The organism is Rhodopila globiformis, from assembly GCF_002937115.1.
Lineage (GTDB): Bacteria > Pseudomonadota > Alphaproteobacteria > Acetobacterales > Acetobacteraceae > Rhodopila > Rhodopila globiformis.
This window is the reverse complement of sequence record NZ_NHRY01000274.1, coordinates 37,609-61,035: the sequence shown is the minus strand read 5'-3', so window position 1 is coordinate 61,035 and position 23,427 is coordinate 37,609. Positions and strand designations below refer to the sequence as shown.

At 65.1% G+C, this 23,427-nt stretch carries 20 protein-coding genes; 8 read left to right on the top strand and 12 right to left on the bottom strand.

What is annotated here, in order from left to right; translation table 11 throughout:
* Positions 1-129 precede the first annotated feature (129 nt).
* Together CCS01_RS31640 and CCS01_RS31635 are read left to right on the top strand one after the other, a co-directional pair.
* Positions 130-1,149, top strand: a complete 1,020-nt coding sequence (locus tag CCS01_RS31640; RefSeq protein ID WP_104523150.1) for a putative DNA modification/repair radical SAM protein — start codon at positions 130-132, stop codon at positions 1,147-1,149.
* On the top strand, positions 1,146-1,925 hold the full coding sequence (locus CCS01_RS31635; RefSeq protein WP_104523148.1) for a TIGR03915 family putative DNA repair protein: 780 nt from the start codon (positions 1,146-1,148) through the stop codon (positions 1,923-1,925). The genes CCS01_RS31640 and CCS01_RS31635 overlap by 4 nt, the downstream gene beginning before the upstream one ends.
* A gap of 1,485 nt (positions 1,926-3,410) precedes the next feature.
* Here CCS01_RS31635 and CCS01_RS31630 read toward each other — a convergent pair.
* Together CCS01_RS31630 and gloB are read right to left on the bottom strand one after the other, a co-directional pair.
* Positions 3,411-4,004: a glutathione S-transferase gene (locus tag CCS01_RS31630; protein ID WP_104523146.1), complete on the bottom strand. Its 594-nt coding sequence runs from the start codon at positions 4,002-4,004 to the stop codon at positions 3,411-3,413.
* Between the two features lie 15 nt (positions 4,005-4,019).
* Positions 4,020-4,745, bottom strand: coding sequence for a hydroxyacylglutathione hydrolase (gloB, locus tag CCS01_RS31625; protein WP_104523144.1), 726 nt, complete (start codon positions 4,743-4,745; stop codon positions 4,020-4,022).
* 63 nt (positions 4,746-4,808) lie between these two features.
* Here gloB and CCS01_RS31620 point away from each other — a divergent pair, with 63 nt between their 5' ends.
* Positions 4,809-5,519, top strand: a complete 711-nt coding sequence (locus tag CCS01_RS31620; protein ID WP_104523142.1) for a methyltransferase domain-containing protein — start codon at positions 4,809-4,811, stop codon at positions 5,517-5,519.
* Here CCS01_RS31620 and CCS01_RS34100 read toward each other — a convergent pair.
* The 3 genes from CCS01_RS34100 to metX all read right to left on the bottom strand — a co-directional run bounded on the left by CCS01_RS34100 (position 5,516) and on the right by metX (position 8,386).
* Positions 5,516-5,875, bottom strand: a complete 360-nt coding sequence (locus CCS01_RS34100) for a TonB family protein (RefSeq protein WP_158258719.1) — start codon at positions 5,873-5,875, stop codon at positions 5,516-5,518. The genes CCS01_RS31620 and CCS01_RS34100 overlap by 4 nt on opposite strands.
* A 700-nt stretch (positions 5,876-6,575) precedes the next feature.
* A complete protein-coding gene (gene metW, locus CCS01_RS31610) occupies positions 6,576-7,175 on the bottom strand; it encodes a methionine biosynthesis protein MetW (protein ID WP_104523170.1) in 600 nt (199 codons plus the stop codon).
* 35 nt (positions 7,176-7,210) lie between these two features.
* Entirely contained in the window at positions 7,211-8,386 is a 1,176-nt protein-coding gene (metX, locus tag CCS01_RS31605; RefSeq protein WP_104523168.1) for a homoserine O-acetyltransferase MetX, read from the bottom strand.
* Between the two features lie 199 nt (positions 8,387-8,585).
* Here metX and CCS01_RS31600 point away from each other — a divergent pair, with 199 nt between their 5' ends.
* From CCS01_RS31600 to CCS01_RS31585, 4 genes are all read left to right on the top strand, one after another.
* A complete protein-coding gene (locus CCS01_RS31600; protein ID WP_104523166.1) occupies positions 8,586-9,503 on the top strand; it encodes a chorismate mutase in 918 nt (305 codons plus the stop codon).
* Positions 9,500-10,594 carry a histidinol-phosphate transaminase gene (hisC, locus tag CCS01_RS31595; RefSeq protein ID WP_104523138.1) on the top strand — a complete coding sequence of 365 codons (1,095 nt, stop codon included), beginning with the start codon at positions 9,500-9,502 and terminating at the stop codon, positions 10,592-10,594. Before CCS01_RS31600 ends, hisC begins: the two co-directional genes overlap by 4 nt.
* Positions 10,587-11,474, top strand: a complete 888-nt coding sequence (locus tag CCS01_RS31590) for a prephenate/arogenate dehydrogenase family protein (protein WP_104523136.1) — start codon at positions 10,587-10,589, stop codon at positions 11,472-11,474. Before hisC ends, CCS01_RS31590 begins: the two co-directional genes overlap by 8 nt.
* A gap of 79 nt (positions 11,475-11,553) precedes the next feature.
* Positions 11,554-12,081, top strand: coding sequence for a VOC family protein (locus CCS01_RS31585; protein WP_104523134.1), 528 nt, complete (start codon positions 11,554-11,556; stop codon positions 12,079-12,081).
* A 72-nt stretch (positions 12,082-12,153) separates the two neighbouring features.
* Here CCS01_RS31585 and CCS01_RS34240 read toward each other — a convergent pair whose 3' ends face one another.
* From CCS01_RS34240 to CCS01_RS31565, 5 genes are all read right to left on the bottom strand, one after another.
* Entirely contained in the window at positions 12,154-12,327 is a 174-nt protein-coding gene (locus CCS01_RS34240) for a hypothetical protein (RefSeq protein WP_170114684.1), read from the bottom strand.
* Between the two features lie 112 nt (positions 12,328-12,439).
* A complete protein-coding gene (locus tag CCS01_RS31580) occupies positions 12,440-14,008 on the bottom strand; it encodes an ABC transporter substrate-binding protein (RefSeq protein WP_104523132.1) in 1,569 nt (522 codons plus the stop codon).
* A 223-nt stretch (positions 14,009-14,231) separates the two neighbouring features.
* Positions 14,232-16,340 (bottom strand): 3-hydroxyacyl-CoA dehydrogenase NAD-binding domain-containing protein, encoded by a 2,109-nt coding sequence (locus tag CCS01_RS31575; RefSeq protein WP_104523130.1) that lies wholly within the window; start codon positions 16,338-16,340, stop codon positions 14,232-14,234.
* Positions 16,341-16,385: 45 nt separating this feature from the next.
* Positions 16,386-17,420 (bottom strand): LLM class F420-dependent oxidoreductase, encoded by a 1,035-nt coding sequence (locus CCS01_RS31570; protein ID WP_104523128.1) that lies wholly within the window; start codon positions 17,418-17,420, stop codon positions 16,386-16,388.
* 2 nt (positions 17,421-17,422) lie between these two features.
* Positions 17,423-18,376, bottom strand: coding sequence for a TIGR03619 family F420-dependent LLM class oxidoreductase (locus CCS01_RS31565; RefSeq protein WP_104523126.1), 954 nt, complete (start codon positions 18,374-18,376; stop codon positions 17,423-17,425).
* A 146-nt stretch (positions 18,377-18,522) separates the two neighbouring features.
* On the opposite strand from CCS01_RS31565, the gene cofH reads away from it, so the two are divergent.
* Positions 18,523-20,874, top strand: a complete 2,352-nt coding sequence (gene cofH / locus CCS01_RS31560; protein WP_104523124.1) for a 5-amino-6-(D-ribitylamino)uracil--L-tyrosine 4-hydroxyphenyl transferase CofH — start codon at positions 18,523-18,525, stop codon at positions 20,872-20,874.
* Positions 20,875-21,098: 224 nt separating this feature from the next.
* On the opposite strand, the gene CCS01_RS31555 is transcribed toward cofH, so the two are convergent.
* Positions 21,099-22,757 carry an isocitrate lyase gene (locus CCS01_RS31555; protein WP_204848491.1) on the bottom strand — a complete coding sequence of 553 codons (1,659 nt, stop codon included), beginning with the start codon at positions 22,755-22,757 and terminating at the stop codon, positions 21,099-21,101.
* Between the two features lie 46 nt (positions 22,758-22,803).
* The gene (locus tag CCS01_RS33375; protein ID WP_146102062.1) at positions 22,804-23,085 is read right to left on the bottom strand and encodes a hypothetical protein; all 282 of its coding nucleotides are present in this window, start codon (positions 23,083-23,085) and stop codon (positions 22,804-22,806) included.
* Positions 23,086-23,427 lie beyond the last annotated feature (342 nt).

Below are 23,427 nucleotides of genomic sequence, written 5' to 3'. Positions count from 1 at the left end.
ACAGCCTCGTCCAGGCGGCCAAAGCCAAGGCCCGGGGCTACCGCTCCTCCCGCAACCTGAAGGCGATGATCTACCTCATCGCGGGTAAGCTCGAACTCGCCCTACCCACCTGAAACAGCGAGGAACCGCATTTTCCAATGCGCCTATTGCATCAACCGTCGCACGTCGAACGTGCGCCGTGCCCGCTTCACCGTGCAGGAAGTCGTCGATCTGACCCTGGAATTTTACAAACGGAACTACATCGAAGGGTTGTTTCTCTCCTCCGGCATCATCCGCTCGCCCGACTACACGATGGAATGCCTGGTCCGGGTCGCCCGGACATTACGCGTTGACCATGCGTTCCACGGCTACATCCATCTCAAGACGATACCGGAGGCAAGCAGCGATCTTGTTCGGGAGGCCGGGCTGTATGCCGATCGGCTGTCGATCAACATCGAGATGCCGACGCCGGAATCGCTGCAGAAATTCGCCCCGGAAAAGCGGGCCGATTCCATCCGGGACACGATGCGCTATGTAGGTGCACACATCGCCGAAGCCCAAGCCGATCGGCGTGCTTCACGGTTTGCGCCTGCCGGGCAAAGCACGCAGCTTATTGTCGGAGCGGATGCCAGCAGCGATTCGGTTGTGCTGGCAACGGCTTCCGACCTGTATGATACATACAGCCTCAAACGTATCTACTATTCTGCCTTCAGCCCGGTTCCCCAGGCCAGTAACCTGTTGCCGGCTCAACCAGCTCCGCTGCTACGGGAAAACCGGCTCTACCAGGCCGACTGGCTCCTTCGATACTACGGTTTCACCGCAACCGAGGTCATGGCCGGGACCGCGAACGGCATGCTGGACCCGGATATCGATCCCAAGCTCGCCTGGGCCCTGAGGAACCGGGATCGCTTCCCGATCGACGTGAATACGGCCGACAGGGACGTGCTGTTGCGCATTCCCGGCCTCGGCGTCCGCTCGGCCGATCGGCTGCTGTCGGCGCGCCGGCATTGCCGGCTGCGGCTGGATGATCTGCGGCGGCTGGGCAATTCATTTCGAAAGATGCGGCCATTTGTTGTGACGGCAGATTATCATCCCGGGCCTTTGCTCGATCGCTCCGGGCTGCGGCGTTTGCTTGCGCCCCCGGCGCAGCAACTGGACCTGTTCGGATGATCTACAGCATCCGCATCCCACAGCCGGATGATCTTGACGCATTCAGGCTTGCGGCAAGACGGCTTCTGGCAGCGCGGATCGAGCCCGCCGACGTCGTCTTCACCAACGCGATCGGCGGGACGTTGTTTCCTGATGCCCCTTCCGGTGAAGAAAAGACCACCTTCGTTCCATGCAGTTTCGTTCTGCTTGCCGAGAAGGTGGCCTGTCATCGTGACGATGCGCGGTGGCCCCTGCTCTACCAGCTTTTGTGGCGCCTGACCCACGGTGAGCGGACGCTGATGGATCAGGCGGTGGATCCATTGGTGCACCGGTTGCGGCAGATGGCGGCAGCGGTCAGGCGCGACCAGCACCGGATGACGGCGTTCCTGCGGTTTCGCGTCGTGGACGATAACGACGGTTCCTGCTGCGTCGCGTGGTATGAACCACAACATCGCAGCCTCCGCGGCACGAGTCTCTTCTTCATCAATCGCTTCGCCAGCCTGCGGTTCTCGATCCTGACCCCGGACCTGACGCTGCACTGGAACAGGCGAAGTGCGACCTTTGGCCCGGGCCTGAGCCGGCGGGACGCGCCGCCGCCGGATGCCGTGGAAGACTGGTGGAAGCGCTATTATCGCGCCACCTTCAACCCGGCCCGGTCCAACCCGAGCTTGATGCAGGGCCACATGCCGAAGCGCTTCTGGCGCAATTTGCCGGAGGCGGCAGCCATCCCGGATCTGGTGAGCAAGGCGGGAGGAAGAACCGACCGGATGATCCGGTCATCGTCAACCAGCCGATAGACCCCGATATCCGCTTGGAGCACCTGAGTGAGGGGCTGCATCTGTTACGATTGAACGAGCCTTGACTTGTGGAGCGCCTGCTGTGCGGCTGGAAACCCGTACCGCACGGTATTCGTGGATGAGTGACTGGTGGCGCTCTTGTTCCGGCATGGCCGCGAGCCTGGATGGTGCGCCCCTGGCGGGGGACAGCGTGGATGATGGCGTATTTCTGTTCGCACAGAGAAGAAGCCGAGGGTGACGGAGGGCCACAGGGGATCAGGGGGACATTGCGCGGTCTGGTGCGGATGGCACTGTCGGGGCAGGCAGTTTCGCCGATCCGGACACTTGAAGGCTCGCCCGCGAATAATCGCGGCAGGCTCTTGTCGGGTTCCGGGGTGGTCGGGTGAGGCGTTCCACGGCCCCGAAATCCAACCAGAACCGTGTTGAAAAGGTCCACGACACGGCCCTGTCGGATGACGTGCGCCCCCGCTGCGGCAACAACCCTGCTGCATTTGCGTTCATCTGCGTTCATCTGCGGTTCCATTTCTGCTTTGGCGCAGCACGCACGCGTTGGAACATCCCTCCCGCCGCCACGCTGATTCAGGAACCGCAGATGAACGCAGATGAACGCAGATGGGCCGGTGGTGAACTGGACCTCCGAACGTACTGTCGGCCGCGCGCCGATTGTTGCCAGGGCGCTCGGTTGTGGTTTTGAAGGGTCCTGCCGGGTTCCGGATGGGCGGTGAAGCGTCTCACCACCCCGAAATCCAACAAGAGCCTCGCGGCATTGGCTGCAAGGCACCGGCCCCTCCGCGTCATGGCGGGCGCAGGCCCCATTGGCGTTAAAATAGGGCTGGGTGTTGCCTCCTCGTCATGGCCCGGCTTGTCCGGGCCACCTGTCGCGGCACAGTGCTGGAATAGGTGGCCCGGACAAGCCGGGCCATGACGGAATGGCAAGCATCGTGCCGCCGCCACGCTATTTTAACGCCAATGGAGCGCAGGGCCGCCATCCACGCCTTTGTTGCGATCGGCACCGCAAGGCGTGGATGGTCCGCCTTCGCGGACCGTGACGGGGAGAGGACGGTGCCTCACACCCAATGCCACGATGATTTCCTGACAGACCCTTGGATGCCTGGCGCCGCATGGCCCGGCAGCGCTGGTCGTGACGCACGCCGCGCGCAGCGCCATGGTTTTTTCTCTGTGGCCCGCTGCGGTGCTCCGCTTTCCTCTGTGGTTACATTTTGGAGGATTGTGCCGCACGCCCGTCGCCGTTGGCGCTCGGGTCACCGACTATCTCTGAAAGAGGGATCCAGTCAAACAGACGCTGGAATTGCGCACTCGCAGGCGCAATGGGCGCGTGAGGCGAGGTCATTTCCCACTCGTCATGGCCGGGAAACGTACGGCCATGACGAGAAGGCAAGGACCGACTCCATTTTCCGCCACCGCCGTGTCGGCTGGCCAACTTTGTGAACAGTGCTCCGACAACGGGACGGGAATCGACACGCCTCAATGTGGCGCGGTTTCCGCCAAGCCTTTGGTTTGTGCGAACGGCTCATACCATGCGGTCAGTTTGGGATGCCCAGGTCGCCAGGGGTCGGAAGCGAAGCGAAAATCGATATAGCCAAGAGCACACGCCACAGTAACGGAACCGATGTCCACGTGCTTCTGCGGCGGGTCTGCCTCCAGCGCATCAACGGTCCGGCTGATCACACTCATGAACCGCGCAATCTGCGCGTCGCGGGCCGCTTCCCTGGGCTTGCCGCGTTCACCGCGACAAGGAACCGCGGCGTCCAGTATGCCATCCCCCAGGGACTGGAACTTCAACGCGCGCCAGCGCGGCGCGCCACGCTCCGGGAACAGCGGCAGTGCATCACCGAGACTGTCCAGGTATTCACAGATCAACTGGCTGCCGAACAGCGGCAACCCGTCATCCGTGATCAGGCACGGCACTTTCGAGAGCGGATTGTCCGCCACGAGATCTTCCGGCGATTCATGCGGGTTGGTGATATGTCTTTCAATCCGGCCGTCCAGTCCGCGAATGATCGCACAGGCAACGACCTTCCTGACATACGGACTGGTTGGCGAATAGTACAGCTTCACGGCGCGGCCCCTCCCCTAGAACCTGTCCTTCTTTGCCCGCAGCGTCCCGAAGCTTGCCGCATCCTGCGCAAGCAGGAAGGGATTGGCCTTCAGTTCGTCCGCAAGCCGCGACGGGACGCTCGGCTGCCCACCGGCGCGAAGCTGTTCAACCTTGGCGACGAACGCATGCAGCGCCTTGTTGTCCGGATCCACCGCCAGGGCAAAGCGTGCGTTGCTTTCGGTATATTCGTGGCCGCAGCAGACCTGCGTATCCCCCGGCAAAGCCGCCAGCTTCCGCAGGCTGCTGAACATTTCCTCCGCCGTGCCTTCGATCAGACGGCCGCAGCCGAGGCTGAACAACGTGTCGCCTGACAGCAGGATATCGCCATCCGGAAAGAAGAAGTTGATCTGCCCGCGCGTGTGGCCGGGCGTCTCGATCACCCGTCCCGTGGCATTGCCAAGGTGGACCGCATCGCCCTCCCGCACGGCTTCATCCAGTTTCGGCAGCCGATGCCTGTCGGCCACGGCGCCGACAACCGGACACTTGAAACGCGCTCTGACCGCGTCGGTGCCTGCGGTATGATCCGCGTGGTGGTGGGTCAGCAGGATCAGGTCCAGCCGTCCGCCGGCCTTCTCGATCGCCCGGATCACCGGTTCGGCGTCGGCGGGATCGACAATCGCGGTCGCGCCGGCGCCGGTCTCGCGCAGCAGCCAGGCGTAATTATCCGTCAGGATCGGGACCGGCGTTGCCGTGACTGTCATGACCTCCCTCCTATCACTCGTTCATTCGATCGAAAGCCGCACAGTGTGTTATACGCTGCCGCCATGACAGCGGATGCACAATTCGCCAACGAATTCTATGGCTCGGCGCAGGGCGCGGTGACCGCTCGCCTCGTGCGCGAGCGGCTGGCCATGATGTGGCCGTCCCTCCACCAGGAGTCAGTTCTCGGCCTCGGTTACTCCATGCCTTACCTCAGACTGTGGCGCGACCAGGCGATACGATGCATCGCTTTGACGCCGGTGCAAATGGGGGCCGCGCGCTGGCCGGCCGGGATGCCAAGCTTGTCATGCACGGCGGAAGAGGATTGCCTGCCTTTCGCCGATCTGACGTTCGACCGCATCCTGCTGGTTCATGGGCTGGAACTGGCGGAAAATGCGCGGCGGCTGCTGCGCGAGGCCTGGCGGGTGCTGAAGGACGACGGCCGGCTGCTGATCGTCGTGCCCAACCGCAGCGGCGTGTGGGCATACCGGGACAGTACACCGTTCGGCCATGGCTTGCCATATTCCTCCGGCCAGCTGAACCGGCTGCTGGCGAACGCCTTGTTCCGGGTCGAACGCCGCGACGCCTGCCTGTGGATGCCGCCGTCAACGCTGCGTATCCTGCTGCGCAGCGGCCCCTTGCTCGAGCGCGCCGGGCGCAAGCTGATCCCTGGTTTCGCCGGGGTCACGCTCACCGAGGCGGTCAAGGATGTCTATGCCGCGATGCCGGTCGAAGCCGTGACGCGCCGGCGCCTTGTGCTCGCCGAAGCCGCTTAAGGAGCGCGCCTTAAAATATAATGCATGGTGAAGTTGAACTCGATAGGCTCATTGCCGCCGCCGGGCAGGGGCGGAATATGAGCATCACGGAACAGCGCCTGCAGGGCGAGGTCCAGCCACATCGACCCTGACTTCCCAATCAGTTCAACCGATGTCACGTGGCCGTTATGCTGCGCGACGACGTGGACTTTTGCGTCGCCCTCCTCTCCATTGACGCGGGCTTGCTCGGGATAATAGGCGTGTTGGGAAACCCATTGGCTCAGGGCGTTGCGCCAGTCGGGGCCGCCCTGGTCGGTGTCGATGTCGGCAAATGGCGTGTCGTTGGCTTCCCCTTTCTTCGCCGGCCCGAGTGACATGTCGACGGCTCCCAGCGGCCGGTGGGCGTAATGCGTGCGCGCCTGAACCCGAGGCGTCGTGAACGGCCTGCCAAGGCTGAAATTCGTCGGAGCGGGAAAATCCGACGGCCTGGGTGGCGCAGACCGCCTGAGCGGCGGCGAAATGGGCGGCGGCTTCGGGAGCGGCCTGGCCTGAGCCGGCGGCGGCTTCCGCGCCGGAGCCGGCTCAACCGGCTTCGGCAGTGCTTCCACGGGCGGGACCGGCGGTGGAACCGGCAACGGCGGCGCTTCGGCCGCAGGCGCCGGAGCGGGTGGCGGCGGCGGTTTCGGCACCTCCGGCACAGCCTGTTGCTCCGCCGGTGGAGGTGGCGGCGTCTCCGGCATGGGTGGCGCCGGCATGGCCGGTTGCGGAGGCGGCGTCGGGATCGGTGGCTCCGTCACCGGTGGTGACGGCGTCGCAGGCCTCGCTTGCTCCGAGGGGTTCGGCAGGGTGGGTCCCGCGCGGCGGCCGGTTTCAAACACCATCGTTACCGGCGCTGGCGGCGGCAGTAACTCGGGTCGCTCCTCCTGCCGGATCGTAACCAGCAGGAACACCAGGACAGTGCCATGCACCAGCAGCGAGATGACAACAGCGGAGCGGAGTCGTGCTCGGTGGCGCAGATCAAGGCGCCTTGAACGCGCCCTCGTCCGCTGCAAGCCGATTGGCCGCATCAGTGCAGTCCTACCGACGACGCAACAGGAATACGCCCTGCTCCCCAAAAATGTTCGCGAGGTTCAGGAAGCGCCGCCACGGCGTGCGCCGGCCGCCGTCATCGGCCGCCAGCCACTGCTCCACGACGTAGCCTTCTTCCTCGCATAGTATGAAGAAGTCCCGGATCGTGCACGGATGGATGTTGGGCGTCTCGTGCCATGGACGGTCCCAGGTGGCGGTCATCGGCATCCGGCCGGTAGCCAGAAGCTGCCAGCGCACCAGCCAGTGGCCGAAATTGGGAAAGCTGACGACGGCGCGGGTGCCGATCCGCAGCATTTGCGCGAGGACTTCGCGGGGCCGTTCAACGGCCTGCAACGCACGCGACAACACCACATAGTCGAACGCATTATCGGGATAATGCGCCAGGTCGACGTCGGCGTCGCCGTGCATGACCGGCAGGCCGTAAGCAACCGCCTGCGTTACCTCCGCCATGTCGATCTCGATCCCGCGGGCATCGCAGGCCTTGGTCTGGAACAGGTGGTCGATCAGCGATCCGTCGCCGCAGCCGATGTCCAGCACGCGGGATCCCGGCGCGATCATGCCGGCGATCAGTGCCAGGTCGACCCGCATGTTCTTGGTCAGGAAGCGAACGTGGTCGTGCCCGCTCATAGGCGCTGCAGCCCCGCATGAATGGCGCAGCCGCGCAGGAAGCCAGCCAGCGCACGGTGGAAGTCGGGCTCATCCAGCAGGAAGGCGTCGTGCCCCTTGTCGGTCGGGAACTCGACGAACGACACGTTCGCGCCGGCCCGGTTCAACGCGCGGGCGATGGCGCGGCTCTGCGACGTCGGGAACAGCCAGTCGGAGGTGAAGGACGCCAGCAGGAAGCGTGTCCTCGCCCCCTTGAACGCCATCGCCAGATCCCCGCCGAAGTCGGCGGCGAGGTCGAAGTAGTCCATGGCCCGGGTGATGGTCAGGTAGGAATTCGCGTCAAACCGCTGGACGAAGGCGCTGCCCTGGTGGCGGAGATAGCTCTCGACCTCGAACATGTCGCCGAACAGATTGATCGCCTCGGTGCTGTCCTTGGGCGCGTTCTGCAGCCGCCGGCCGAATTTCCGCGTCAGCGCTTCTTCCGACAGATAGGTGATGTGAGCGCACATGCGCGCGACGGCGAGGCCGCGGGCCGGAATCAGCCCGCTCTCCCAGTACCGGCCGTTGCGCCAGTCCGGATCGGCGAAGATCGCCTGCCGCCCGACCTCATGGAAGGCGATATTCTGCGCCGAATGATAGGACGCGGTGGCGATCGGCAGGGCGGCGAAGACCTGGTCCGGATACAGCGCGGCCCATTGCAGGGCCTGCATCCCCCCCATGGAGCCGCCGAGGACCGCGAACAGCCGCTTGATCCCCAGATGATCAACCAGCCGCTTCTGCGCGCGCACCATGTCCCGGATGGTGACCGGCGGGAAATCGGTGCCCCATGGCTCGTCGGTCTGGGTGCCGTCGGGGTTCTCGCGATAGCTCAGGGGGCCGGTGCTGCCCATGCAGCCGCCCAGGACGTTCTGGCAAATGACGAAAAACCGGTCGGTGTCGATCGGGCGCCCGGGTCCGACGACAGCCTCCCACCAGCCGGGCTTCCCGGTCACGGGATGCCGCTCCGCGACATATTGATCCCCGGTCAGCGCATGGCAGACGAGGATCGCATTCGAGCGATCGGCGTTCAGGGTGCCGTAGGTACGATAGGCCACCGTCAGGCGTTGCAGGGTGGTCCCGCACTCCAGGACGATCCCATCGTCAAATGTGACGTGGGAATGAGGAACGTGCATGCGTGTGACAGATTGATCCATCGCGGCGCCTGAATAGGACCTGTGGGCCTTGCTCGCAACCGTGCTGCCGACAATCATCCAGTGATTCGAGCTTCCGACGATCTGGTCAGGCCCGGGCGCCGGGCGTACTGCCGGTTTCATGAATTCGCCACAACATAGCGAATGGGTTTGCAGACCGATGCGCATCCGCTAAGTCTGCGGCCCTTCAATGGCAAGAATGATGTCCAACTCCGTTTCACCCATCGCTGACTCGACCTCTGCTGCCGCTCCGGCCGCGCCAGGCCAGGACGAGCGGCCCTCCCAGGACGACTGGCGCAGCGGCGGCCTGGCTGTGCTGCGGGCGGAGCTCGACCGGATCGACAATCAGATCCACGACCTGCTGATGCGGCGAGCCGAGGTCGTCGAACATGTGGCGCGATCCGGCAAGCCGGCGGCGTTCCGGCCCGGGCGCGAAGCATCGATCATCCGGCGGCTGTTGCAGCGCCATCGGGGCGCCCTGCCGCCGGCGTCCCTGGTTCGCATCTGGCGCGAGTTGCTGGCAGGCACGACCTCCATGCAGGGCGGCCTCTCGCTGGCTGTCTGCGATCCCGACCATGGCGCCACTCTGACCCAACTGGCACGCGAGCACTTCGGCAGCCTGACGCCGCTTCGCGCCTATGGCACCGCTGCCCAGGCCCTGGCGGATGTCAGCCAGGGCGTTGCATCCGTCGCGGTGCTGCCGTTCCCGTCGGATCGGGATACCTGGTGGGTATCGCTGCTGCATCGGGAGCCGCGCCTGCACATCATCGCCCGCCTGCCGTTCTGGAACAGAAGACCGGACGGCGCGCCCATGGCCCAGGCGCTCGTCGTGGCCTCCACGCCGCCGGACGCCAGCGGCAACGACCGGTCGTTCCTCGGCCTGGAATGCGACAGCGACATCAGCCGGACCCGCCTGTCCGGCGAACTGCTGGCGGCGGATCTGAAGCCGGAGATAATGGTGGTGCTGCGCCAGCATGGGGCGTCCGTCTCCAACGTGCTGATCGAGGTCGAGGGGTACCTGACCGACAACGATCCCCGGCTGGGCCGCCTGGGATCGGTGCTCCGCAGGCCGATCGTGGCCGGAAGCTATGCCTCGCCGCTCGGCGGAGCGGCCGGATGACCACGCCGTCACCCCGCCCCGAGATCCTGACGATCCATCCGTATGTGGCTGGCGTGTCGGAAATTCCCGGCGTCAACCGGACGGTGAAGCTGTCCTCGAACGAGGGCGCGTTCGGCGTTCCGCCGTCTGCCCGGGCGGCGATCGCTGCCGTCGTATCCGATGTCTTCCGCTATCCGGACGGCGGTGCCGGCGCACTGCGGACGGCGCTTGGCACGCGCTGGGGCCTGGATCCGGCGCGGATCGTCTGCGGCGCCGGATCGGATGACCTGATCTACCAGCTCTGCCTGTCCTACGGCGGCCCTGGCCGGGACGTCATCATGTCGGAGCACGGGTTCTCGATCTACGATATCGCCGGAACCTACGCCGGCAGCCGCGTGATCAAGGTGCCGGAGCGGAACCTGACGGCAGACCTGGATGCCATGCTCGCCGCGGTTTCGGCCTCGACGCGGCTGGTGTTCCTGGCCAACCCGAACAACCCGACCGGGTCGATGCTGCCCGCCGAGGATGTCGCCCGGTTCCGCGCCGCGCTGCCGCCGGACGTGCTGCTGGTGCTGGATGCCGCCTATGCCGAGTACGTGACGCGCTCCGATTACGACGCCGGCGTGAAGCTGGTGGACGCGACGGACAATACCGTCATGACGCGGACCTTCTCGAAGATTTTCGGCCTGGGGGGCATGCGTGTCGGCTGGTGCTATGCGCCGCCGGCGGTGGTCGATGTGCTCGATCGGGTGCGCAGCCCGTTCAATGTGTCCGTTCCCGCCCAGGCCGCCGCGATCGCCGCCCTCGCCGAACCGGGCTGGGTCGAGGCAGGGCGGGAACACAATGCCGTGCAGCGGCCGCGGCTGGCAGCCGGCCTCGAAGCCGCCGGCATCAAGGTCTGGCCGAGCGAGGGGAACTTCGTGCTGGCCGATCTGGAAACAACCGAGGCCGCCAATGCCGCGGATGCCTTCCTGCGGTCGCGCGGCATCATCGTGCGGAAGGTTGGCGGATACGGACTGCCGCAGTGCCTGCGTGTCACCGTCGGCACGACCGAGGAGGTTGACCTGGTTATCGAGGCGTTCACCGATTTCATGCGGCAATCCCGTGGCTGACCCTGTCTTCAAGCGCCTCGCCCTGCTCGGTATCGGGTTGATCGGGTCTTCCGTTGCACGCATTGCCAAGCAACGGGGGGATATCGCGGCGGAGATCGTGGTCAATGCGCGCACGCAGAAGTCCCTCGACCGGGTGATGGAACTCGGCATCGCCGACCGGGTGGAGATAGACCCGGCCATGGCGGTGGAGGGGGCCGATTGCGTGATGCTGTGCGCGCCCGTGGGGGCGTTTGCTGATCTCGCGGCCCGGATCGGACCGCATCTGGCGCCGGGGACGGTGCTGACGGATGTCGGATCAACCAAGCAGTCGGTGATCCGGGATGTCGGACCTTTGGTCCCCGCCGGGGTGCATTTCGTGCCCGCGCATCCCATCGCCGGCACCGAATATTCGGGCCCGGATTCGGGGTTCGTCGAATTGTTCCAGGGACGCTGGACGTTGCTGACGCCGATTCCTGGCACGGATGAGGAGGCGGTGCGGAAGATCGAGGCACTATGGCAGCGGTGCGGCGCCCAGACCGAACGGCTTGAACCAGCCCACCACGACCGCGTGCTGGCAATCGTTTCGCATCTGCCGCACCTGATCGCCTTCACCATCTGCGGCACGGCGGACGACCTGGCTGACGAAACCCGCCAGGAGGTGATCAACTACGCCGCCTCCGGCTTTCGCGACTTCACCCGTATCGCGGCGTCAGATCCGGTGATGTGGCGGGATATTTTCCTCAACAACCGCGAGGCGCTGCTGGAGATGCTGCAGCGCTTCATGGAAGACGCGCAGGCCATGGCGCGCGCCGTCCGTTGGGGCGATGCGGCCTACATCGAGGACAGGGTGGAGCGCGGACGGAAGATCAGGCGCAGCCTGATCGAGCGCAAGCAGGCATAGATTCCAACGGCGGTAACTTGCCGATTTGCGCGGGCCGGAGTCACACTCCCCGGTTACAACAACCGAGGGAGCGAAGGCCATGGCCGCGAAGAGCAAGGGATACCTGCGTCACGTTGCGCTCAGCGTCGCTGATCCGTGGGAGACGGCGGAATTCTACAAGCAGTCGCTGGGGCTTGAGGAAGTGACCGAACTGGACGGACCGCTGGCCGAGGGCGTGTTCCTGACCGATGGCGTGGTCAACCTGGCGATCCTGCATTTCAAGTCCGATGAAGCGTCGCAGGGGACCGGCGCGGATTTCGTCGGGCTGCATCATATCGGCTTCTGGGTCGATGACGTGATCGCATCCGGGAAGCAGGCCCGCACGGCCGGCGCAACCTGGATCATGGGCGATCCGAACAACCCGGACGGCTACGAGGTCAAGCACACCGACCTGTCGGGCATCGTCTTCGACATCGCCGCCCATGGCTGGGCAGGATCGCAGAAGCGCCCGGGCGAAGCGGAAAACGAAATGCATCCCAATCCGCACCGTCGCCTGGCCAAGTTTGACGAGCGCCGGGAAGCGGCCCGGCAGAAGATCGAAGCCAACAGAATGGCGGAAGGAGGCTGAACCGAGATCCGGTGAGGGACGAGAATTGACGTCCCTCACCCGACCTCTACCTGCCGATCGGCTGCGACGGTGTCACGGGTTCCGGTCACCGGCATCCGGTCGCTTTTCGACATTCTCGGCTCCGGTCCGTGTGCCGCCAAAGCGGTCGGCACCGTGTTCGTCAGGAGCCCCCGGCTTCTTGTGGTTCCCCGTATTCTGCTGTGTTTCAGTGTGCTCGACCGATTGTTCGGTATGTGGCTGTTTCATCGCGTCGCTCCTGTTGCCAGCAACGGAAACGATCAAGCGATCGGTCGGTTGACCCGAATAATGCCGGAAGCAGGCCGGCGCAGACAGCATATCGCCCCGCTTCGGTCGTCCGTCAGTGACTGAGCCATACGTTCGCCATGCGCGGTATGCGGAACGGGACGAAGCCGCCGACGTTGGAGCGGACGGCCTCGAATTCGGTAACGGATCCGAACGGGATGGCATATACCCGTTCCAGCACCAGCTTCTGCATCCGGGCATAAGCCTGCTGACGCCCCTCGGGTGTCGGCAGGGTGTTCATGTCATTCCAGGCGGCAAGCACGTCGCGGTCGTCCTTGCCGTCGAGGGGCTTGTAGGTCGCGTTCGGCTGCACCAGGAGCTGCATGGTGGCCAGGGCGCCCAGAGCGGGCTGGGTACCCCAGGCGGTGAAGTAAAGATTCCACCCCTCGGTCGTGTTCTGCATCATCTGCACGGATGCCGGCCAATCAACCACCTTCATCTGAGCGTTGATGCCGACGGCCTGAAGTTGCTGCTGCACGATCAGCGCCGCGTTGTACATCGACGGATAGTCCTTGTTGGTCAGCAGAACGACCGGCTCCCCCTGGTAGCCGGCCTGCGCAAGGTATTGCCTCGCCAGATCCGGATCATGGAGATTGTAGGTGTCTTTCCCTGAGTCCGAGTAGTCGCGCTGGTTCGGATACTGGAAGCCAACGTTCAGGTGATAGTTGCCGTCAGCCGCCGCGGACATGACCTCGTCCATGTCCAGGGCGGCCTGGATCGCCTTGCGGACCAGAAGCCTGTCGGTCGGCGGAGTGGAGGTATTGGGATTGGCGATCTGGATCCACCAGTGCTTCAGCGGCAGTACGGCGACGTCCTTGTCATGCTGCAAATCCGGCAGTGCCGTGCTGGGAAGATTTTCGGCGCCCTGAAGCTCGCCCGAGCGCAGCCCGGCAAGGCGTGCTTCCGGCTCGGGCATGATCCGGAACGTGACCGTATCCAGGCAGGCTTGCTTGTAGCCGCCAAGGCCGGTGCGTTGCTGGAAACTGGTGTTGGGCCGGTAGCCATCGAAGCGCTTCAGCGTCACGACACGGCCCGGCCTGGACTCGACGAGCTGATACGGCCCGGTGCCAACAGGATGAGTCAATTGCTGTGCAGGAACGTCCCGGTCTTCTGCCGGGATGATGACGATGGGGGCACTGAAGGATGACAGCGCCTCGATGAAAGTCGGCTGGACCTTCTTCATGTGGATGACGAAGGTGGAGGCATCCGGCGCGCTCCAATGATCGACATTGGCCAGCGTGCTCCGGCGCTCGCCCACCTTCGCGTAGCGATCGAAGGATGCCACCACGTCGGCCGAGGTCAGAAGCTTGCCGTTGTGGAAATGAATCCCCTGTCGCAGCCTGAACGTATAGGTCAGATGATTGGGCGCTTCCTGCATCGCCCGCGCCAGTTCCAGGATCGGGTGGTTGTTCTCGTCCCTGGTCATCAGCGCCTCGTAGATGTTCATCGCGATGTTGCGCGTCGCGATCGTCGAAGAGGTCATCTGGTCGAGGGTGTCGAAGTTGGCTGCCTGGCCAAAGACGAAATTGTCCCCTGTATGCGGACACCTGAACGACTCGGCATGGGCCATGCCGGAAAGCCCAAGGCTCGCCGACAGGCCGGCGGCAAGAAGTCCGCGTCTCATCAAGAAATCCTTCAAAATCCGGCACGCACCGCCCCGCCGCGGGCTGCCCCGCCCGGGTGGCCGGCATCGACACGCACAGGGTGGGCGCCGGCGACAATTCTACCATGCCCGTGACCCGCCGTGTTGCACAGTGTCTCACCGCAACCAGCGAAAATCGTTGCGTGGCGGACACGCACAAAGCGCCAGTCCGGTTGCCGGGGACTGGCGCGCTACCGGATGACCGTCAGGCGAAAGGCGCCGGCTTCGCTTCGCGGAACGGCGTGCCGGTTTCCGCAAGTTCCCGCAGCAGCCGGGATGGGGCCCAACGATCGCCATACTGCTGATGCCAGGCGGCGATCTGGGCGTACACGCTCTTCACGCCGATACCGTCTGCCCAGTACATCAGGCCGCCGCGATAACGCGGGAAGCCGAAGCCGTGCAGCCACATCACGTCGATGTCGCTGGCCCGGTAGGCCTTGCCCTCCTCCAGAATCCGGCAGGCCTCGTTCACCGAGGAGAACAGCAGCCGGTGCAGGATTTCCGTATCGGTGAAGGTTCGTTGCGGCACGCCCATCCCGGCCGCAACCGAGCGGATGATCGCGGCAACCTCCGGGTCGGGGTGCGGCGTCCGGTCGCCTTTCTCGTAGCGGTACCAGCCGGCACCGGTCTTCTGCCCGTAGCGGCCCATTTCGACCAGTTTGTCGGCGATCGGCAGCTTGCGGTAGTTCGGGTTGGCCAACGCCCGCCGCTTGCGTCCCTCCGCACCGACATCCAGGCCGGCGAGATCGCCCACCGCGAACGGTCCCATGGGATAGCCGAAATCGACCATCACCTTGTCCACCTGCTCCGGCAGGCAACCTTCCTCCAGCAGGATGACCATTTCGCTGTTGAAGGGAGCGCGCGAACGATTGGCGACGAACCCATCCGTGTTGCCGGCCATGGCCGAGATCTTGCCGATGCGGCGGCCCAGGGCCATCGCCGTCATCAGCGTTTCGGGCGACGCCTTCGACGGGCGCACGACCTCCAGCAGCTTCATCACGTTGGCGGGCGAGAAGAAATGCGTGCCGGCCACGCGCTCCGGCCGCTTCGTCACCGCGGCCAGTTCATCCATGTCCAGGGCCGAGGTGTTGGAGAACAGGAACGCATCCGGCTTCAGGACCTGGTCGAGCTTTTCGAAAACCGGCTTCTTCACGTCCATCCGCTCGAACACGGCCTCGATCACGACGTCGCAGTCGCTGATGTCGTCGTAACCGGCAACCGGATGGATGCGGCCAAGGCGCCGCAGCCTCTCATCCTCCGCCAGGCTGCCGCGCTTCACCGAGGTGGCGTAGTTGGCGCGAATCCGCTCCATGCCGCGGTCGAGCGCGTCCTGCGCCGCGTCCATAATCTTCACGTCGTAGCCAAAGTCGGCGAAGGCCATGGCGATGCCGCCACCCATGGTGCCGGCGCCGACAACGGCCGGTGCCGCGAAGTTGCAAGGTTTGATGTCGGGGGGCAGGTCCGGCAGCTTGGCGACTTCGCGTTCGGCGAAGAAGGCATAGCGCAAGGCCTTTGCCTCGTCCGCGTTTTCCAGCTCGGCGAACAGCTCGGACTCACGCCGGATGCCCTCGTCGAACGGCAGCGTGCAGGCGGCCTCGACGGCGGCGATGCAGCTATAGGGCGCCTTCTGGTTGCGAGCCTTGCGCGCGATCGACTTGCGCACGGCGTCGAAGACAGCAGGCTCGGCCGTGACGTTCCTGTCGCGGACCCGCGGCAGCGGGCGGATATCGGCGATCTTCCGGGCATAGGCAACCGCGGCGGCGCGCAGGTTGGCATTCGCCGGCAGGACTTCATCAATGATGCCCAGCCCCGCCGCTTCCGGCGCCGGGACATGGCGGCCGGAGGTGATCAGTTCCAGCGCGGCCTGCGCCCCGACGACGCGCGGCAGCCGCTGGGTGCCGCCGCCGCCCGGCAGGATGCCGATCAGGACCTCGGGAAGACCGACTTTCGCGGAGGGAACGGCAATGCGGTAATGGCAGGCCAAGGCATTTTCCAGGCCGCCGCCCAGGGCATAGCCGTGGATGGCGGCGACGACGGGCTTGGGGCTGGCGTCGAGCACATCATAGGTGCGCTGGCCGAGTGGCGGCCGCTTGCGGCCGGTGCCGAAGCCGCGGATGTCGGCGCCGGCAATGAAGCTGCGGCCCTCGCCCATCAGCACCATCGCCTTGATCGCCGGATCGGCGTTGGCCCGGTTCAGGGCGTCGATGATGCCGTCGGACACGCCCGAGCCGAGCGCGTTGACGGGCGGGTAGTTGACGATGATGACACCGATTTCGCCGTCCTTTTCCAGACGGACGACGGGGGATTCGTTCATGGACAGGTTTCCGTTGCTGATGCCAGGGAAAGCGCGGAGGTTCCGCTACAGGACCGCCTCGGCGACCACGCGCAGCACATCGATGCCGGAGCCTTTCAGCACCATCGTGCCGACATGCCCAGCCTTGGCAACCGCCTTCCACGCTTGCAGGCGATCCTTGATTCGCTCCGCCGGACCGCAGAGCGAGATGGCGTCGATCAACGCATCCGGCACCGCGGCGGCCGCGTCGTTCTTCTTGCCGTCGAGATACAGGTCCTGGATCGTCCTCGCTTCGCCCTCGAAGCCCATCTGCGAGACCATGTCGTTGTAGAAGTTCTTCGTCCGCGCCCCCATCCCGCCGATATACAGCGCCAGTTCCGGCCGTATCGCGTCCCGGCAGGCCGCCACGTCCGGTCCCATGCTGGCGCGCACGAAGGGCGCGGTGTCGAAACCATCCATGGTCTTGCCGACCTTCCGGCGCCCTTCCAGCGTCGGCGCCGTCACGACATCAGGCGCATCGGGCGAGAAGAAGATCGGCAGGTTGCCGTCCGCCACTTCTCCCGCCGTGCGCAGCCCGGCCGGCGTGATCGATGCGGTGTAGAACAGCACGTTCGGATCGCCATGCGCGATGCTGCGCAACGGCCGGCCGAGGCCGGTGGCGCCCGGGCCGTCGTAGGGAATGGAATACTGCTCGCCGTGGAATTCCAGCGGCTTCTCGCGGGCCAGGATCTGCTTGATGATGGCGATGTATTCCCGGGTCCGCTGCATCGGCTTGCCGAAGGGCACGCCGTGCCAACCCTCGACGACCTGCGGGCCGGACGGACCGATACCGCACAGGAACCGGTTGCCGGACAAGGCTTGCAGCGACAGCACGGTCATGGCGGCGCAGGCCGGGGTGCGCGCGGGCATCTGCATGATGCCGGTCCCGGCCTTGATCTTCGTCGTCCGCGCCAGGATCCAGGCGGCGGGCGACACCGCATCGGTGCTGTAGGCTTCGCCGGTCCAGACCTGGGAATAACCGAGACGCTCGGCCTCCAGGATCATGTCCATGTCGAGTTTCGGATGGGCTCCCGACATACCCACGGTGATGCCAAGCTGCATGGTCAGCGCACCTTTGCCATGACGTCGTCGCGGAAGCGGCGCAGGTTGGCGATGGTGGCGTTCAGGTCCGGGCCGAACAGGCCGAAGTCGAAGGCCGTGACGCCGACGTCCTGAAGCGCCTTGATGTCGCCGGCGTAATCGGCGGCGGCGCCGGTGAACAGTTTCCGCTCGCCGTCGACGGTTCCCTTCGGCTGCGCCTCGGGGTGCGACGACACGCGATACGCCAGCCCGACCGAGGCCGGATTACGGGCGGCTTTTTCCGTCAGGGCCCGCAGCTTCGTCACGCCGGCCTTGAAGCGGGTCAGCGTATCCATCGGGAACTGCGGGTTGGTGCCGATGGGGTACCAGGCGTCGCCATAGCGGGCGGTGCGCCGCAGAGCAGGGCCGCTTTCGCCGCCAACCCAGATCGGGATCGCGCCTTGCGGCGGCTTGGGCGGGAACAGCACGTCCTTGAACCGGACGTATTTGCCGTCGAATTTCGGTTCGTCCGCAGTCCACAACTCGCGGCAGACGGCCATGAATTCGTCCGTCACCGCGCCACGTTCAGCAAACGGCGGCGCGCCGATGGCGATGAACTCCTCCTCGCACCAGCCGGCGCCGATGCCGAGCGTCAGCCGGCCCTTGGAAAGATAATCCAGCGTTGCCAGGATCTTCGCCGTCAGCACCGCCGGGCGGTGCGGCACCACCATGACCGAGGTGACGATCCGCAGCTTTTTCGTCGCCGCCGCGATGAACGTCGCCGCGGTCAGTTGCTCCAGCCGGGGCGCCGCGGCGCCCGAGGGGAACTCGCCGGAGTCGGAATACGGATAGCGCGAGGCGATGCTGGTCGGGATCATCACATGGTCGCTGACGGTGACATAGTCGAAGCCGAGATTTTCAGCCTCCGTCGCGATGCGAAGCAGGCTGTCGGGCTCGATCAGGGCGCCGCTGGTTGGGGCGCTGCAACCGATCTGCATTCGTTCCTCCGGCTTGGTTTGCGTTATGGGCGGCGATAGCACACGATGCGGCGCAAAGAGGCAATGGGACGGTCCAAGGCAGATCCGTGAAGGCGGCTTTGGCTGGTCCCGTAGCGCTTCACCGAGGACGCAGCACGGAAGTTGCCATGACCGATCTGACCTGGCTGGAAACCACGCCTCTGCCCGCGTTGATGGCAAAGGCCGCGCAGAAGCGCGACGACGCGTTCGGACGGACCGTCTCCTACTCGCGCAAGGTGTTCATTCCGCTGACCAGGCTGTGCCGCGACGTCTGCCACTATTGCACGTTTGCGGAGCGGCCCAGGGCCGGGCATGCCGCCTATCTCTCGGCGGAGGAAGTGCTGGCGATTGCCCGCGCCGGGGAAGCGGCCGGCTGCACCGAGGCGCTGTTCACGCTGGGCGACAAGCCCGAGCTGCGCTACCGTGCGGCGCGGGAGGCACTGGCGGAACTCGGCCATGAAACGACCATCAGCTATCTGCGTGCGATGTGCGCGCTGGTGCTGAAGGAAACCTCGCTGCTGCCGCACGTGAACCCGGGTGTGATGACGCGGGAGGAGATCGCCGGCCTGCGGGAGGTGTCGGCGAGCCAGGGCATCATGCTGGAATCCACCAGCGAGCGGCTATGCGCGCCGGGCGGCGTCCACTACGGCTCGCCCGACAAACTGCCGGCCGTGCGGCTGGAAACCCTGCGCCTGGCGGGGGAGCTTGCCGTGCCGTTCACCACCGGCATCCTGATTGGCATCGGCGAGACGCGGGCGGAACGGCTGGAGGCGCTGGCGGCGATCCGCGACCTGCACGCCGCGCATGGTCATATCCAGGAAGTGATCGTGCAGAACTTCCGAGCCAAGCCGGATACCAAGCTGGCAAGTGCCGAAGAGCCTGATCTGCTCGACCTGCTGTGGACCATCGCCGCGGCGCGGTTGATCCTGCCGGCCGATGTGCACGTGCAGGCGCCGCCCAATCTGTCGCCGGGGGTTTACCAGAAGCTGATCGAGGCGGGCATCGATGATTGGGGCGGCGTCTCGCCGGTGACGCCGGATCACGTCAATCCCGAGGCCCCATGGCCGGAGCTGGAAGCCTTGGCCCTGCGCACGGCGGAAATGGACAAGATCCTGGTGCCGCGCCTGCCGATCTACCCGGCCTGGGCGGCGGAGCCCGGGCGGTGGCTGCATTCCAAGGTCGCGACGCGGGTGATGCAACTGGCGGACGCCGAGGGCTGGGCGCGCGACGATGACTGGGCGCCGGGCCTGACGTTCGAGCCGAAGCCGGGGCCGATCCGGCTCAGCAAGGTTGACCCGCACGTGGAACGGATTATCGACCGCGCCGTTGCCGGCGAGCGGCTGGATGAACCGGAGATCGTCCGCCTGTTTGCCGCCCGTGACGTTGATTATGAGCGGGTGATCGAGGTCGCCGATGAGCTCCGCAAATCGGTCAGCGGTGGCACGGTGCGCTACGTCGTCAACCGCAATATCAACTACACCAACATCTGCTATTATCGCTGCAAGTTCTGCGCCTTCTCCAAGGGCAAGACGCACGAGGCGCTGCGCGGCACGCCGTATGATCTCGACATGGGCGAAATCGTCCGCCGGTCGCAGGAAGCCTGGGACCGGGGCGCGACGGAGGTGTGCCTGCAAGGCGGCATCCACCCGGATTATACCGGCCAGACCTACGTCAACGTCTGCAAGGCGATCAAAGCGGCGGTTCCGGGCATGCACATCCATGCCTTCTCGCCGCTAGAGGTGACGCAGGGCGCGGCAACGCTCGGCCTGTCGCTGACGGAATTCCTGACCCGCCTGAAGGAGGCCGGGCTGGGAACGCTGCCGGGTACGGCCGCGGAAATCCTGGACGACGAAATCCGCGCCATCATCTGCCCGGACAAGATCAACACGCAGCAATGGGTCGATGTGGTGCGGGCCGCGCACAGGCTGGGGCTGCGGACGACGTCCACGATCATGTATGGGCATGTCGAGCGGCCGCTGAACTGGGCGAGGCACCTGCTGGTGTTGCGCGACCTGCAGGCGGAAACCGGTGGCTTCACCGAGTTCGTGCCGCTGCCGTTCGTGCACATGGAAGCGCCGATGTATCTCCGCGGCCTGTCCCGCAAGGGGCCGACGTTGCGGGAGGCGGTCCTGATGCATGCCGTCTCGCGCCTGGTGCTGCATCCGCTGATCACCAACATCCAGACATCCTGGGTGAAGATGGGGCCGCAGGGTGCCGCGATGTGCCTGAATGCCGGCGCCAACGACATGGGCGGGACGCTGATGAACGAAAGCATCTCGCGCGCCGCCGGCACCCAGCACGGGCAGGAATTCCCGCCTGAGGCGATGGAGGGGCTTATTGGCTCGCTGGTCCGTACCCCGGTGCAGCGCGACACGCTGTATCGGCCGGTGGGCAACGAGCGTCGGGTCGTTTCGTTCAACGCGGCGGAACTGGCGCCGGTTGTCCAGACGCCGCCGAAGAAGGTGATGGCGGGGGAGTAGGTCCGCCTTTCGCCTCAAGCTTAGCCAGCTGGCGGTGCCGGCACCGCGATGGCTGACAATGCGCGAGAGGTCCGTTGCCCCTCCGTCATGCCCGGGCGTGTCCCGGCCATCCACCCCCACCGTCGAAGCGCAGATGGCCGGGATACGCCCGGCCATGACGGTGAGGAAACGGCCCGAGGCGATACGCCCCGGGCCGACATGCCGTCCAGTCGATGAACCGGCTCTCAGCCGAACTGGTTCATCGTGTTGTGCGCGCCACCCGCCTTGAGGGCTGCCTCGCCGGCGAAATAGTCCTTGTGGTCGTCGCCGATGTCCGAGCCCGCCATGTTCTGGTGCTTCACGCAGGCGATGCCCTGGCGGATCTCCTTGCGCTGGACGTTCAGCACGTAGCCCAGCATGCCCTGGCTGCCGAAATATTCCTTCGACAGGTTGTCCACGACCAGCGCCTCGGTATGGTACGTCGGCAGCGTGATCAGGTGGTGGAAGATACCGGCGCGCTTCGAGGCATCGGCCTGGAAGGTGCGGATCCGCTCGTCCGCCTCGGCTGCCAGCGGCGTGGCGTCGTATTCGGCGCTCATGAGCTTCGCGCGGTCATACTCGGCGACCGATTTGCCTTCCTTCTCCCAGGCATCGAACACCTGCTGGCGGAAGTTCAGCGTCCAGTTGAACGACGGCGAGTTGTTGTAGACCAGCTTGGCGTTCGGGATGACCTCGCGGACGCGGTCCATCATGCTGGCGATCTGGCCGATATGGGGCTTCTCGGTCTCGATCCACAGCAGATCGGCGCCATTCTGCAGGGAGGCGATGCTGTCGAGCACGCAGCGGTCCGCACCAGTGCCCGGACGGAACTGGTACAGGTTGCTGGGCAGCCGCTTCGGCCGCAGCAGCTTGCCGTTGCGGTTGATCAGGACGTCGCCGTTACGCTGGTCGCCCGGCGCGACTTCCTCGCAGTCGAGGAACGAGTTGTACTGGTCGCCCAAATCGCCCGGCGTGCGGCTGACGGCGATCTGCTTGGTCAGGCCGGCGCCCAGCGAGTCCGTACGGGTGACGATAACGCCGTCTTCCACGCCCAGTTCCAGGAACGCATAGCGGACCGCGCGCACCTTCGCGAGGAAGTCGTCATGCGGCACGGTGACCTTGCCGTCCTGGTGACCGCACTGCTTTTCGTCGGAGACCTGGTTCTCGATCTGCAGCGCGCAGGCGCCCGCCTCGATCATCTTCTTGGCGAGCAGATAGGTCGCCTCGGCATTGCCGAAGCCGGCATCGATGTCGGCAATGATCGGCACGACATGGGTCTGGTAGTTGTCCACGCGCGACTGCAGCTCGGCTGCTTTCGCGCGGTCGCCGGCCTTGCGGGCGGCGTCGAGTTCACGGAACAGCATGCCGAGTTCGCGGGCATCGGCCTGGCGGAGGAAGGTGTAGATTTCCTTGATCAGCGCCGGGACCGAGGTCTTCTCATGCATCGACTGGTCGGGCAGCGGGCCGAATTCCGACCGGAGGGCGGCGACCATCCAGCCGGACAGATAGATGTACCGACGCTGGGTCGTGCCGAAATGCTTCTTGACGGCAATCATCTCCTGCTGGGCGACGAAGCCGTGCCAGGCGCCGAGCGACTGCGTGTACTGGCTCGGGTCCTTGTCATAGGCAGCCATGTCGGCACGCATGATGGCGGCGGTGTAGCGGGCGATGTCGAGACCGGTCTGGAAGCGGTTCTGCAGGCGCATGCGGGCGACGGACTCGGCGCTGATGCCGTCCCAGGTGCCCCTCTTGCTCTCGATCAGTGCGGCTACCTTGGCGGTATGCTCCTGATAAGAGGAAGTGCCACCGACGCGGGCCGACATGCCGCCAGCCAGACCGTCGGGGGAATAATTCAGCCTGTCCATCCAATCTTTCCTTCGCGTTGAGCCGCTTTATGAGCGAACCGTACATCTATGATGATGCACCTGCGAAGTCACCGTATAAATCCAGCGCCCGGCATCGAAAACTGTAAAAGTCTTTACGATGAAAATTTACACTTTGTAAAACATGTAAATATTCGTGAACGAATGCAAACGGGTTTCTATCCGTCCGATTTGCACGAAAGACGGCGTAGATGGCCAGCCTGCAACGCATTGGCGTTAAACAGCCGGCAAGCGGCGCGATAGTTGCCATCCCGTCATGGCCCGGACAAGCCGCATGGGCGAAAACTTGGAGAGACAGGCCCAGGTCCATTGTCTCTCCGTCATGGCCGGGCGTGTCCCGGCCATCTGCGCTTCGACGGTGGGGGGCGGATGGCCGGGACACGCCCTACGGGATGCACAGATCTCGGAAACGGTCCGCCGCTGCGTTTCCCTTTCGTCATGGCCCGGCTTGTCCGGGCCACCTATTCCAGCACGTGTGCCGCGACAGGTGGCCCGGACAAGCCGGGCCATGACGATGGGGGAACGCTCTTGGCGCCCAGGCAAGCACTTGATTTTACGGTCATTTCCGACTCGTTTCCAGGATGTGTGCATTGCGTAGGGACACGCCCGGCCATGACGATAGGGAGACGACCTCCCCTCGCCTTTTGGGACG